The organism is Paenibacillus odorifer, assembly GCF_000758725.1.
GTDB lineage: Bacteria > Bacillota > Bacilli > Paenibacillales > Paenibacillaceae > Paenibacillus_AQ > Paenibacillus_AQ odorifer.
The window spans coordinates 2,492,919-2,508,194 of sequence record NZ_CP009428.1 but is presented as its reverse complement, the minus strand read 5'-3'; the positions used below and the strand labels follow the sequence as shown (position 1 = coordinate 2,508,194).

Sequence of the window (15,276 nt, the reverse complement as noted above, 5' to 3'; positions counted from 1 at the left end):
TCTACCAAGATGCTTAATGTAGAAGATGTGGTTAATTTACATGGATCTCGACTTCCTGCGGGCGATAAACACCAAGCAAGTCTCCTTTACTATCCGTAGCAAAGAGAACAGAACGTTCCTGTTCTAACACGAACGAATAGGTTCGGCCAGTGGCTGAATCCTTCACCTCGATCTTTGCATCTTGGGCATATTCCGACACGAAGGTAAAAAGCGCACCCGTAGCAAAGCTCAATTTCCGTCCGTAGATACCCGCTAAGTCCCCACCACTAATCCATTCCAAATCACATTCCACAAAAGCAGCATTAACCGCGTAGCGGTAAAGTGCAGCCGTAGTATCCCTACGCTCACTCAATTCAACTGGCAGTGGGCTCCATAGGAGTCGACCCTTGCCAAGCGGAAGGTTCACGACAGTCTCTATAGTTGAACTTCCACCAGTTTCTTGAATGATCGTTTCCTTTGTCACCTCAGCTATCCGGCGGTGGCCGAAAGAGACAGGCAGGACTTGACCTTGAAGCATAAGCACTTCTTCGCGGCGCACATTACGCAATTCACGTTTGCCAAGGATATCACTCAACCGATCCGAAGAACGCCAATAGGCATCAATGCCTAACGGTCCAGTGGCAAGCAATACCGCTCCTGTCTCTTCAACAATGTGTAACAACCGTTCCATTGCTGCATCAGCGAAGTTATGCGCGCTTGGCAGTATAATCAGTTTCGCAGGGTTCTTCTCCAAATCATCTAGATGGTATTCGGAAGCCCCCCGAAAAGACATCTTGAGCTCATAAGACAGAATGCGGGTAAGCTCTGTTGTAGCAGCAAAAGCCAACTTCCGATTAGAGAAATCATTCGAATAAGGGAACACCACCGCAATCTCTTCCAATTTCCGATCACCAAATATATCACGGATACCTTCTATAAACTTCCCGAAATCATAAGATACGCCTGCCTCAGGCTTCTCGGTTCCATCTGCTCTCAGTGCTCCGATATGGGACTCATTCGCATTATCCATATAGAAATTCGTATTCCAGATCCAGTGAACAGCCCCCGCACCTGCCGTTCCAAAAGCGTAAGCATACTTGCGTTCCAGCAAATTCTGCAGCTCTTGTTCTGAACGTTTGGCTCGGCCATCTGGAGTTTCTACATACATGACGCCAGTCTCCTGAATTAGGTTTGGCTTATTAGGCGTCTTGGCAAAGATGCCATCCCACACCAGATAATCATTAAACCACCAGGAATGAACAGTGGTGTAATCCACCGCCTCCTCGTAGAAGAACGGCGAAGGTCGCTGCGCTCCTAGTCCCTCATCCTGACCAACCGTAACCATCTGAGCTGGACATTGCTCCTTAATGGCGTCGTATAATTGTTTCACCCAACGGTTATGCATCTCCATAGAGAACAAACAATAATCCAACCAGCGTGTTCCCCTCTTAGCACTGTGCATGTCTTGTACGTCGAAGTTAATCTCTTTTGCTTCTGGCAGCCCTGCAGATGCAAAGTTCGGAAGCTGTGCAGGTGTCATATTCCAGCGTTCCTGCAGCACGTCGATTACACCATGTCTTTCTTGTAGCCATTCCATAAAGGCTTGTCGCTCAAAACGATCATGGCATGAACTCGGGCCGTCCGAAAAAATACGTGCCGGATCAAACATCGACGGTTCATTAATAAGATCCCAATCTACATTCGAAGAATCTTTATGACGAGATACAATAGACCAAATGAACCGCTTCTGAGCTTCCACACTTTGTGGGTCCAGATAAGGATTTACCCCTCCCCACGTTTCCGGTGTGAAGGAGAAGAACGTGAAAGTCACTTGAAGATCATGCTTCTTTGCCGTCATGATGAAGGCGTCGATCGCCCGCAATACTTCTTCCGAGACATGTCCATCGTCTTGCATCACATTGCGATAAGCTGTCCAGATCCCTGTACGGATCCAGTTAATCCCGGCCTTCCGCATCTGGCCCATATCACGGTCCCAAACTCCCACGTTCGGTAGAAATAGAAATTTCCGCGCCACATCACTCGCCATATAAGTCATGCCGACCACTGGTAGCGGACGCCCATCTTTTATAAAATAATCTCTGCCGCTCGTTACCGGATTGCCTGCTGCCAGCAGCTCAGGAGCATAACCCCAGAACCCTTGGCGCAGAATGCGAACCTCACCATCACTGGCTTCTGCTTCACAGACAATCTGGTAGAGGCCCCTACTTATCTCCAAAGGAATAGGCAGACGCACCATGTTTAGTTCAGCATTCGCCTTCATTTCCAAACTCTGAGACCACTTCAAAGAGGTATCTGATTCATGCTCTACATGAATTGTGAAATTCCATGTATCTTCATTACGCATAGAAGGTCTCACTCGTTCAAGCTGCTGAATCTGAAGGGTTAGGGAAGCACGTTCTCCTAATTCATAAGACGCGTAATTGGGCTTAACCCACATTTCCGTTACACCCTTGCTGCAGAAACGAGCCCAATTGGATATCGCGAAAGGACCTTTTTGCTCCCAAAAAGAAGCTGTTGCAGGTGTATTTACGAACAGCCAGCGTGAGCCTGCAAATAAACCGCTCGTATTCTCCCAAAGAACTACTGGCGCAGAAATTTCCCGACCCTCGAGTGTAACTCCTTTTAATAGCGGGCAAATCCGTGTGCTCATTGGACCTGCAGAGCCCATTTGATGTGGTAAATCACTCGTCTTTGTCGTATGTGGCACGAGGTTCCATGTATTCGCACTCGTTAGAAAAAGAGATTCTTGACCCTTAAGCAGAGGAATGACATCCGAGGCAAGCAATGAATGGTTGCGTGAGCATTCAACATGAAGTGCCTCATGAATATACAGCTCCTGATGATAGGAAGTCTGCTCCGCTTCCACATGCCATTGGCCATTTTCCCAACGAACAGGTTGTTTGAAGGGTGCGCCTCCAATGCTAATCAGCCCGCCTCCTCTTTGCAGGTATTCAAGAATGGCTATCCAGGCCGTTTTCGGGAAATAGGGTGCATGCAGATTGATGAAACAGCCGCCTTCCGTTTCGCGAAGCGTTTCTGCAAGCTGATTCTCATTTACAATAGATCCGAACTCACTCATGGATGTAATCGCATCGCTAGGAATGGGACTGGAAATTGGAAAATCAGAATCATAAAATATGATTACAGGTCTGCTCGGGCTGCTCATAGTAGTCCTTCCTTCATCGTTTTATAGACAAGTTGGGAGAACAGGCTATTGGACCAGGCGAACCATTTTCTAGTGAACGTATTCGGATCATCAACATGGAATCCCTCATGCATAAAGCCAGTATCCGCATCTGTAGCTTCTAACATCGCAAGCATCTCCAGCTTTTCCTCCTTAGTGGAAGCCGTCAAACCTTGCATCGATAATGCCATATGCCAGATGTAGTCTTTGGGAGTATGCGGACTGCCGATTCCCTTCGCTGCGGTTCCTTCAAAATAAAAAGGATTCTCCTTGCTCAGAGCAAATCGTCTCGTATTCTGATAAATTTCATCCTCTGCGGTAACATAGCCGAGATAAGGAATCGACATGAGTCCTGGTGTTCCCGCATCATCCATCAAGCAGTAGTTGCCATAGCCATCGGTCTCGTAGGCGTAGATTGGACCGAATTTTGGATGACGATAAATACCATACAATTGAATTCCGTGATCAATCTCAGCTTCTAATGCTTTAAGCTGTTCCAGAAATTCAAGATCACGGAATACCCATTCAGCGAATTCCTGCATATGACGTAATGCAACAACAGCGAACATATTCCCCGGAATGTTGTAATGGAAGTCGCAAGCATCATCGCTCGAGCGGAACCCGGACCAGACCATGCCCGTGTAATTAACAGGCATACCCAGGCCGTTATTACGCAGTGTATCTTCAGGAATCCCATTGTTACGCGTAAAGCGGTATGGAGATAATTCACTATGGCGCTGTTCAGTTTTGAACAGGTTGAATATTTTGACCATTGCTGCCTTAAATCCGGCGTCGAATATATCAGCCTTTCCGGTTTCTTTCCAATAGGCATAAGCCAGACGCATGGAAAAACAAAGAGAATCGATCTCGAATTTACGTTCCCACACCCAGGGGGACATTTCCGTAATATCGCTAGTGCTCCAATGCCAATCATTCGCCGTCTCATTAAACGCATTGGCGTACGGATCGATATGAATATACTCGATATGACGTTTAATTAACCCGCCAATAATCCGCTGAAGATCGGGATCGTTTTTAGCAAAGGGCACGTAATGCATAACCTGCTCCACAGAGTCTCGCAACCAAGAAGCCGGGATATCTCCTGTAATCACAAACGTTGTTCCATCATCCATAAGCTTAGTCGTTGTCTCAAGCGTATTAGGGAAACAATTCTTAAAGAGCTGCAATAGCTTCGGCCGATGAGCTAACTTCTCCTCTGCTTCGTTTAATACTTCTTGAACCGCTTGAGGAAGCGTCAGCTTCGGCATAGAGATGGTGGGAAGTCGGAATTGTTCCATATTCTCACTCCTTCATAATAAATGGGGATAGATAGAGAGACGGGCAGCATAGCTGCCCGTCTCCACTAATCCTATTTGTGTTACCTTTAGTGATTAATCTTAGGCGTGTTACGTTCATTAGCTTATTTCTTTGTCTGGTTCCACTCATCAAGTTGCTTTTGAACTTCTGCAATGACTTTATCCAATCCAGCTTCTTTAAATTTCTTCGCTGCTTTTGGCAGATATGTTTTAGGATCAACAGAACCTGTGTACAGCGCTGGCATAAATTCTTTAGTTACGTTGTTGATGGCCGCTACTTCTGTTTTCACAGGTGTAGGATCAAATGCAAAACCGAAGGTAGGGGCTTCTTTTGAAGAATCATTAAACTTCTTAAAAGCATCCCATTTATCAGCAGGGTCATCAGCATGCAGATAAGTCAGTAACATGTTTCCAAGTGTGAAGCCTGGCATTGCATAGCTATCTTGCATAGCTGGCAGATCTTCAATGACATTGTCGGAGATTTTCTTATAATGAGTGCCTTCAATACCATAGTTGAGCAAATTGCGTAAGTACTTATCTGTATTCAAAAGATTCAAGAACATCATAGCCCGTTCAGGATCACCTGAGGTTACGGAAATCGCGTGCATCGAACCTGCGGCGGACTGTGTATATACATAAGGCTCATGCATAGGCGAAGTTACAATTTCATAACCTGCTGAACGAGACCAACCTTTTTCTGCATAAGGTTGTGTAATTTCGCGATCGGCAAACCATTTACCCGTCTTAATGTTATCAATACCTTCAAGTGTCGCAACGTCTGGGCGTAAGTAACCTGCTGTGTAAAGTCTACGCATCGTATCTAACGATGTTGCAAGTTCAGGTGTCTCCAGAATATTAACAACCTTGCCATCTGTGGAATCCATATAGACCCCGATAGGTAACTCATCACCTAGTACATAGTCAAATGGCATAAATGGTTTAAAGCCTTTAGGAACAGCTAGCGGTGTAATATCACCCGGCTCGTTCTCTTTAATCGTTTTAAGAAGTGGCTCTAGATCATCCAATGTACGGATATTGGAAATGTCCATGTTGTATTTATCAACATATTTCTTATTGAAGCGCCATACCCATTGCTGTCCAAGCTCCTTATTTACAGGAACACCATAGATCTCACCTTTAATCTTAGTTCCTTCTAAGAAACGAGGGTCCAAAACTTCTTTCGTTTCCTTACCATACTTATCTAGCAGATCATTCAGACCCAAGAACGTACCATTAGCAGCGTTACGACGGAAGTCATTTGTCCAAGAAGAGGTAAAGGCAATATCATAAGGCTCACCAGAAGCGGTGATGACTTGCATCTTCTTATCGTAATCGCCCCAATCGAACATCGTAATGTTCAACGTCGCGTTAATTTTTTCTTGGGTATATTTATTAACTTCTTTTAAGACAAGATCCAAATCCTTTTGAGGTCCACCAATTAAATACATCTTCAGCTCATATGGCTTTAATTCTGATGTGTTCCCTGCTGAATTCCCTGCTGCCGCTGAATTGTTTGTTTCTTTAGCAGCATTTGTATTATTATTCGAACCACATCCAGCTAGAAGGCCAGAAAAAAGCATTGTCCCTGCAAGAGCGAGTGTTAAGCCTTTTTTCATTTTCATTTCTATTTTCCCCCTTTAGATTAATGAACGCTTTATTTATATCGATTCCTATCCTAGCGATTCGAATAAATACATCTTAGTAGTGTTACTCCTTTAAAGAGCCCACGGTTAAACCTTGTACAAAATACTTTTGGAAGAACGGATACGCTAGTGCTATAGGCAAGGTTGCCAGTACAACCATCGCCATACGAACGGTTTCTGTTGGCAAGGTTGCAGCAATCTCAAAGCTTGATCCCATCTGCATACTGTTCTGAATGACAAACTCCATATTATTCTGAATTCGCATCAGCATCGCTTGGAGTGGAACAAGACTAGCATCATCTATATACAGCAGGGCATTAAACCAATCATTCCAATATCCCAGCGTACAGAACAATCCAATCGTTGCAATCCCCGGTAAAGAGATTGGAAGTACAATTTGCAGGAAGGTCCGAAACTCACCAGATCCATCAATTTTGGCAGCCTCAATGAGTGCATCAGGTACGCTAGTCTGGAAGAAGGTCCGCATTACTAGAATAAAGAATGCATTCATCGCGATTGGCAATATCAAAGCCCATATCGTGTTGTACAAATGTAAAAACTGCGTAGCCACGATATAGTTGGGAACCATTCCGCCTGAGAATAACATCGTGAAGAAGGCGAAGAAGCTGAAATAATTACGATAGCGAAATGATCTTCGAGAGAGAACATACGCATAAGTTGTTATTAGAAATAAACTAATGAGCGTACCTAGTACAGTAACCATCAAAGTAACTCCAAAGGAACGAAGTAATTGATCACCTGTGTTAAAAACAAACTGATAAGCTGCTAAACTATATTTTTCGGGTAACAAGCTAAATCCATTTAGAGCAAGTACTTTCTCATCTGTAAAAGAAATGGCTATGACAAACAAGAACGGAAACACACAAGTAAAAGCGAAGATGCCAATTATAATATTGAGTACCACATTCCATAAAGGAGTAATGGCGTTGTTGTCGATTTCTTTTGGCTTACGTTTGAATACTGCCATAACGTCACTAACTCCTTTCTAGAATATCGCATTCTCTTTGCTGATCTTTTTCACAATAGAATTCGTTACAAGCACCATGATAAATCCAACAATCGATTGATATAGACCCGCCGCTGTACTCATTCCTAGATTACCTGTCGTACTCATGCTTCGATAAATATAAGTATCGATAACATTCGTTACGGAGTATAGAACACCTGAATCCCGAGGGATTTGATAGAATAAACCGAAGTCTGATCTAAAAATACCACCAATCGCTAAAATCGTTAGCGTTACCATTAAAGGTTTAAGCAAAGGAAGTGTAATAAACTTAATCTGCTGCCATTTGCTGGCCCCATCAATCATAGCCGCTTCATAGTAGGACTTGTCGATACCCGCTATAGCCGCTAAGTAAACAACACTTGAATAACCAATTGATTTCCAAATCCCCATGAAAATTAGGATATATGGCCAAAAGCGAGTATCCCCATACCAGGAAATAGGATCGCCTCCGAAGTAAACAACCACTTGATTCAATATTCCTTTATCTACACTCAGAAAGCTGAAGGTAAAGAAACTAATAATGACCCAAGAAAGGAAGTAAGGCATAAACATCGCCGTTTGATAAACTTTAGCCGTCCGTTTATTCACAAGTTCATTCAAGGTGATCGCAATGCCCACCGCAAGAAATAAACCGAGAGAGATCAACGCCAAGTTATAAAGAATCGTATTTCTTGTAATGATATAGGCGTCCTCCGTCGAGAACAAAAAGTTGAAATTTTCAAGGCCAACCCACTTACTATTTAAAACGCTTGCAAAGAATCCATCCCGATGAATCTTGAAATCCTTGAATGCAATTACTGTTCCAAACATCGGTAAGTAGCAAAAGATCAGGAACCATAATGTCCCTGGTAATACCATAAACCAGAGTACTTTATCCTTAATTAGACTTTTGAAAAATGCAGGCATTATTCCACATCCCCCTTCTCTCTATCCCCAAACAACCCCTATATATCCCTTCGATCTTTTTCCCTCGCCCCTTTAACTACCCTTAATTCTGCGCTATAAAAGCGGTTTCATAAAGTTGAAAAACTCCAGAATCAGATGTAAAAATTAAAGATCCACAGCAGAAAGGACATTTAAAAAGTCTATTTCCCCTTAAATTTGAGCAAAAAAAAGGAAACATTCTCGTTATCAGCGTCCATGAAACCCGTACTTGAACGTGGATAGCCAGGAACATTTCCTTTATTTTAGGATTTTGCTTTTTTGTACATATTCCGAAGCTCTGTCGGCGATACACCTACTGATTTTTTGAACTGGCGATAGAAATATGCTGGATCCGGATACCCTACTTCAGCTGCAATTTCGTTGGTTAGTAACGTAGTTTGTAGCAGCAATTGTCTTGCCTTTTCAATTCGAAATTGATTAACATAATCAGAGAAACTACGGCCCATTTCCTTCTGAAATAGCTGTCCCAAGTAATTAGGATGCATTTCCATACGCTGACTGAGCGTTTTCAGGGATAGCTCTTCTCTATAGTGTTTGCTTACTTGATCAACCATATATCTCATATTCGGACTGAGCTCATCACTTACTAACGATAATTGGTCCAGTGTTTCTTTCACACTTTCCTGCACATGGTGCACCAATTGCTCAATAGTATGTATGCGCAGCAATGGATTAAACACGGCACTAAAATTAGAGTTTTTCTCCATTTTCTTGGCAATCAACATTAACTCAATCGCTACGTTGTAATTATCAATACGGGTAATCATGCCACAGCCAAACAGCTTTTCGAACGTTTCTGCGATAAACTGGTTCGTAGCTTCACTATCTCCAGATAATAATAATTTGGTGAATTCCTCATAATCAATTTCGAGCTTCTCCTCGTGCAGAACCATCTTTGACAGTTGTTCCGCATCTATAATCGGGTAACCAGGTAGCATTAGATGATCAACATATAAACTCTTCGCTTTTTTATAACTTTTTGGGACTTCCTGAAAAGCATGCTCCTTACTTCCTATCGTTATCCAGACAGACTTCTCCAACTCATGCATAATCTCATATTGTACTCGTTCCAGTACACAATAAAGCTCTTCTTTGTTCTCAGCTTCAGCCCGCTCAGCAATAATAAGAACAAGATCACCTTCCATATCTATAAATACAATAACGGTTCCAAGTTGCTCTAATGACTTCACAGCGATACGATAACATGCATCCATAAGCTGATTCCTGTGGAGTTTATCCTGCCCCTCATCGTCATCCTGTTCGGTGATAAGCCGAATCGCAGCCACCGTAAAAAATGAACAGTCCAGTGAGATATTTAAGACTTTTGAACGGTGCTGTAGCTCCTGCCTACCTATATTGCCAGTTACCCAGCGGTTTAGAATATTGTTGCGCAGAACTTGCCAATCCTCTTTAGCATGAAATTGTTCAACATCCTCTTGATTCAGCACTTCAACAATTTGTTCAATGGTTGATTCCAATTCATTTATATTAATGGGTTTGAGAATATAATTTTCAATGCCTAGACTCATTCCAGCTTTTAAATACTCAAATTGCTCATAGCCGCTCAAGATAATAAATCTCATTTTTGAATCAAAAACCTTTATTTGTTGAATCAGTTCAAGTCCCGTAAGTTTTGGCATCGTAATGTCAGTAATTAATATGTCGATCCCTTCATCATGATTGCGTAGAAATTCTAAAGCTTCTTCCCCATTAGACGCTTGTCCCGCGATTCTCAATCCATATTTTTCCCATTCAATCACTGAACGTAATCCTTCAAGAATAAGAGGTTCATCATCCACGATAAGTATATTGTGCATTATTAGTACTCTCCCTTACGACTGGTATATTCATGATGACTATTGTTCCTTTATTTACTTCACTAGCGATCGTCAATCCATATTCAGTCCCATAATAAAGTTTAATTCGTTCATTCACATTACATAGGCCTACCGAAGAAGGAGGTTCATCCATTCTCATACTGACTTGAAGCATTTGCTGTAGCTCTGTTAGCTTGCTGGGAGTAATTCCATTTCCGTTATCACTTATAGCAATTTGAATTTCCCCGCCAGATTCAGTAACTTCAATACGGATGAGATTGCCAAAACGGTCAGGTCTAAATCCGTGAACAATATAATTTTCAATAACCGGTTGAATAAGCAATTTAACGATAGAACAATTCATGGCAGCTGGACTTATTTGTGATTCGATTTGGAGCCTATCTTTATGTCTAATCTGGAACAACTCCAGATACAAATTACAATATTCAATCTCATCAGATATTGTAACGACCATGCTTTTCTTAATCATCGTTCGAAATAATGTCGATAAAATGTAAATCATCTGACCTACATCCTTCGCTCCTTGCGTAATTGCCCGCATCCTAATCGCCTCAAGTGTGTTATATAAAAAATGTGGATTAATCTGTGATTGAAGTGCAACTAGCTCAGCATTTTTCTGGGTAAGCTCCGAAATATACACTTTGTTAATATAGAGTTCTAGTCTTTCACACATATAGTTAAAATTGTTGGCAATTAGCTGCAATTCATCTTCTCGATTAAGGTGAATACGTGTGCTCAAATCACCTTCCTGTAAGCGCTTCATAGATTTGACAATGATCTTCACTTTTTTAGAAAAACGTAAAATAATTCCGTATGTAAAAGACATTGCAGTAATAATAAGCGCTGTGGTAATCCCGATAATCCAAGTTCGAACCGTTTTCATTTCGTTGTTGACCTGTGACTTCTGAATGATCCCTGCCATAATAAGACCTGAGCTGTTCGTTGTATTTAAGTTAACCTTGGAGATCTCATCCAGTGTTGTCCAGCCATCCGTATGAAGCGCATCGATATGTGGATATCGCTGTCCCATATACCTTCCCAATGAATCATATATAACGTCACCGCTTGGGGTTAAGACCAACAATTGACCATTATTTTCTGTAACTTTTGTGCCAAGCCATTTTGAAATAAGTTCCGCGTCAAAATCTACTATGAGCATACCGATCGTTTTCAGTGTAATCGGATCTTTAATCTCCCTAGTCATTGTATACAAATTGTTATTGTCTTCTCTTATTTCCTTAAGCACTAATTTGGTTTCATGCGAGACCCAGCCATTCTTCGGTAAGGATAATTTTTGCTTAGGACCGTCCATGTCGCTCAAATAGAATTGTCGGGTATTATTTTTATATAAATAATAAAATTCTTTCTCTGTGCTGTACAAAATAACGTCATAAATCCCATTTTTCTGATTCAAATAGGTTTTGAAATACGTATCGAACGTATGAGGAACGGAGCTCCCTATGTCTGCATATTGATCTAAACGGTATTTAAGATAATCCCCATAATCATTTTGCAAAAAGTAGGATAAATCCTCACTGACAGAGGCATCGCTATATATTTGCTGGATAGCCACTTGGATGCTTTCGTACTGCTGATTCATATACAAACTTACATAATCCAGCACCTCCCGATTGGCATCTACATGTTGGCGAGTGATCGTCTGTTCATAGTATTTATATACGGTAATGGAAGAGGCTATTAACGTAATTATGATGATTGAAGAGTATATAGCTAATATTTTATTGAACAGTTTTTTCTGCAAATGGTTTTGATAAAATTTCTTTACATTCAACAAAGCCACCTTCTTTCTGAATATCACCTTTAGGATTAGAAGCTTAACATCACACTTCTTTTTCTGCAATGGAAGCGCATGCATTTTTTATTTATAAATTCTAGCGCTCCAACTTTTCTCTCCACCGAGAGTTTACAACTCACAAAAAATCGTCTATAGTTGATTTCTACCCCCCAAACAAACCTATAATAACCCAAATAGATCTTAATTTCCTCGTCCCCCATCAACATATTGGAGGGGCTATTACTCATGTTTCTAACCAAACGCAAACTCAACTCCCAACTAAACGAAATTTCCGAATATCGTTACCGGGATCGTATACACATTCCTTTTTTCAACTCAATGATTGACGAACAAGGTGAAATTGCAGCCGAACCGCCCGTGGATGGAGAATGGTCTGAGCTACGAGTTGGCGATACCTGGAAAGGCCGCGATTTGTATTTATGGCTAACGACAAATATAGACGTACCCGCCACTTGGGCAGGCCGTAGAGTACTGGGTCGATTTGATTTTGGCGAGACGGGTGCTGGAAACAACTCCGGATTTGAATCCTTATTCTTTTTCAACGGCAAACCCTATCAAGGTGTAGATTCCAATCATACCGAAGTGTTCTTGCCAAATGAAACGGTAGGCACTCAGCTTCCACTGACCTTCCGGTTATGGTCGGGACTCGAAGGAGGCGGCCCTAAAAAGGATCAGACACATGGCATTCGCATGGCTGAAATTTGTTGGCTGGATGAACCAACGGATGATTTCTATTTTACCGCGCTTGCTGTAGTTGAGACGCTGAACGTACTCGATGCCAAAACTCCAGAATATACACAACTTATGAGTACAGTGGACCGCTCCTTTCTTCTGATCGACTGGTCTCGCCCAGGTTCAGACAACTTCTACGCTTCGATCGGGGAAGCCCGCAATTATTTGCGTGATGAAATTAATAAAATGGAGAAGTCCTCACCCGTCACCGTTACCTGTATTGGCCATACCCATATTGATGTGGCTTGGTTGTGGCAATTGAAACACACCCGTGAGAAATGTGCGCGTTCCTTCTCAACCGTACTACGTCTGATGGAAATGTTCCCGGACTATACCTTTTTACAGACTCAGCCGCAACTCTATGAATATATCAAAAATGACTATCCAGAAATCTACGAAAATATTCGTGAACGTGTGGCTGAAGGACGCTGGGAAGCTGGCGGCGGCATGTGGCTTGAAGCAGATTGCAACTTGACCTCAGGAGAGTCTCTAGTCCGTCAATTACTGTATGGAACTCGCTTCTTACGTAATGAATTTGGGGTTGAATGTGACTATTTATGGCTGCCGGACGTATTTGGCTACAGCTGGTCCTTGCCACAAATCCTAAAAAAATCAGGAATTAATACCTTCATGACCACAAAAATTAGCTGGAATCAATATAACCGGATGCCACATGATACCTTTCAATGGCGTGGGATTGATGGCACAGAGGTGTTAACACATTTTATTACAACGCCAGAGCCTTGGTCCGAAGAAGATTCTTGGTTCTACACTTATAATGGCCGGATTATTCCTAAGACTGTAAAAGGAATTTGGGATACCTATCGGGATAAAGAAGTGAATCGCAATCTGTTACTTTCTTACGGATATGGCGATGGTGGCGGGGGTGTGAACCGTGAAATGCTAGAGATGCGCCGTCGGCTAAACGATCTTCCCGGTCTGCCGAAGATTGAAACAGGAACAGCGGGAGACTACTTCCGTAACTTGCAAGAAACTGTTGCAAATACGGATCGTTATGTCCATGTATGGGATGGCGAGCTTTACTTAGAATATCACCGCGGCACCTACACAAGCCAAGCCTACAATAAGCGGATGAACCGTAAGCTTGAACTGCTATACCGTGAGGCGGAATGGCTAAATACACTGCAAAGTGTGATGACAGGTGACTGGTCGAACTATCGTCAGACCGATTTAGACGAGGGCTGGAGAATTATTTTGCGCAACCAATTCCATGATATTATTCCGGGCTCTTCGATTCGTGAAGTATATGAAGACAGTACGATTGAATATGCACAAGCAGAAGCAATAGGTCAGTCTGTCTGGGAGCAATCCAGTAAGGCACTTGTGAGCGGAAATGAAGCCGGTAAATATACGATCTGGAACAATGCTGCTTGGGAGCTGACAGAACTCGTAGAAATTACTGTTGAAGCCGGGATGGAAACAGGACATTGGATAAGCTCAGAAGGAAAACAACTACAAGCTCAACGTGAAGGTGACCGCTGGATCGTTGAAGTATCTAACATTCCTTCTCTCGGATACACAACCATTTCCTTCGTAGAAGATGTGAATTCCGAGTCTCTAAGCGCTCCATTCAAGCTAAATGAATCAGGAATTTCAACGCCTCACTTCGAAATTGAATGGAACGAACAAGGTCAATTAGTATCCATCTATGATATAAATGAACAAAGACAAGTATTAGCAAACGGAAGTCACGGTAACGTGTTCCAAGTGTTTGAAGATAAACCCCTAGCCCATGAAGCTTGGGACATTGACATCTACTATCAGCAAAAGAAACGTGAAGTCACCGACTGCCGCAGCATTGAAGTCATAGAAAAGGGTTCACTGCGATGTGTTGTACAATTCACATGGAGTTATATGGATTCCACGATTAAGCAGCAAATGATCTTACATGCACACCATCGTCGTATCGATTTCGTGACGAAGGTAGACTGGCATGAGCGACAACAGCTAATGAAAGTAGCTTTCCCTGTTGCGATACGAGCTACCGAAGCCACTTATGATATCCAGTTCGGTAATGTTACGCGTCCAACACATTGGAACACTAGCTGGGATTACGCTAGATTCGAGACTGTGGGGCATCAGTGGGCGGATTTATCAGATCGTGGTTATGGCGTTAGCTTGCTGAACGACTGCAAATACGGTTATGACATCAAGGATAATGTGATGCGTCTATCCTTAATCAAATCGGCAACGCACCCTGACCCTGAAGCGGATCAAGGCGAACATACTTTCACCTACTCTATCCTGCCTCATACTGGGGATTGGCTACAGGGTGACACCGTCCGTCAAGCTTGGTCCGTCAACAACCCTCTACGGAGCACCATGGGTCAAGCAGAAGTAGCAACCAAGTCGCTTATTCGCCTTTCTACTCAAACGGTTATGGTTTCTGCGATTAAGAAGTCTGAGGATGGTCAAAAATTAATCGTACGTGTGCACGACTATTCCGGAAGCCGCCAGCAAATTGATATGACTAGCGACTTGAATATTATTTCGTGGCAAGAGTGTAATCTAATGGAGCGTCCTGAAGGGGAAGTCCACACTGAACCTGTCATTACTTTTATACTTGAACCTTACGAACTAAAAACATTTGAAATCGAAGCAGAGAAATTAATAAAGTAATACACAAAAAATAAAGTAACATACAAAAATCGAGGTGTCTCTGTAGCCATGGATCAAAGGCTGCGAGGACACCTCTTTATATATTTTCTCACGATTGTTTCTTATGCTTTTAAGTATACACCTTGTGCAATG

General features: G+C 42.4%; 8 protein-coding genes. 1 reads left to right on the top strand and 7 read right to left on the bottom strand.

Annotated features, from left to right (window positions below; genetic code table 11):
* Nucleotides 1-31: 31 nt before the first annotated feature.
* From PODO_RS10595 to PODO_RS10565, 7 genes are all read right to left on the bottom strand, one after another.
* Nucleotides 32-3,166 (bottom strand): beta-galactosidase, encoded by a 3,135-nt coding sequence (locus tag PODO_RS10595; RefSeq protein ID WP_038569963.1) that lies wholly within the window; start codon nt 3,164-3,166, stop codon nt 32-34.
* Entirely contained in the window at nt 3,163-4,482 is a 1,320-nt protein-coding gene (locus PODO_RS10590; protein ID WP_038569961.1) for a glycoside hydrolase family 125 protein, read from the bottom strand. Before PODO_RS10590 ends, PODO_RS10595 begins: the two co-directional genes overlap by 4 nt.
* 122 nt (nt 4,483-4,604) lie before the next feature.
* Entirely contained in the window at nt 4,605-6,122 is a 1,518-nt protein-coding gene (locus tag PODO_RS10585; RefSeq protein WP_038569959.1) for an ABC transporter substrate-binding protein, read from the bottom strand.
* Between the two features lie 85 nt (nt 6,123-6,207).
* Nucleotides 6,208-7,131, bottom strand: coding sequence for a carbohydrate ABC transporter permease (locus PODO_RS10580; protein ID WP_038569957.1), 924 nt, complete (start codon nt 7,129-7,131; stop codon nt 6,208-6,210).
* Between the two features lie 18 nt (nt 7,132-7,149).
* On the bottom strand, nt 7,150-8,079 hold the full coding sequence (locus PODO_RS10575) for an ABC transporter permease (protein WP_038569955.1): 930 nt from the start codon (nt 8,077-8,079) through the stop codon (nt 7,150-7,152).
* Between the two features lie 281 nt (nt 8,080-8,360).
* Nucleotides 8,361-9,935, bottom strand: a complete 1,575-nt coding sequence (locus PODO_RS10570; RefSeq protein WP_038569953.1) for a response regulator transcription factor — start codon at nt 9,933-9,935, stop codon at nt 8,361-8,363.
* Nucleotides 9,910-11,748 (bottom strand): cache domain-containing sensor histidine kinase, encoded by a 1,839-nt coding sequence (locus tag PODO_RS10565; protein ID WP_169744758.1) that lies wholly within the window; start codon nt 11,746-11,748, stop codon nt 9,910-9,912. The genes PODO_RS10570 and PODO_RS10565 overlap by 26 nt, the downstream gene beginning before the upstream one ends.
* A 249-nt stretch (nt 11,749-11,997) precedes the next feature.
* On the opposite strand from PODO_RS10565, the gene PODO_RS10560 reads away from it, so the two are divergent.
* A complete protein-coding gene (locus PODO_RS10560; RefSeq protein WP_038569952.1) occupies nt 11,998-15,144 on the top strand; it encodes an alpha-mannosidase in 3,147 nt (1,048 codons plus the stop codon).
* Nucleotides 15,145-15,276 lie beyond the last annotated feature (132 nt).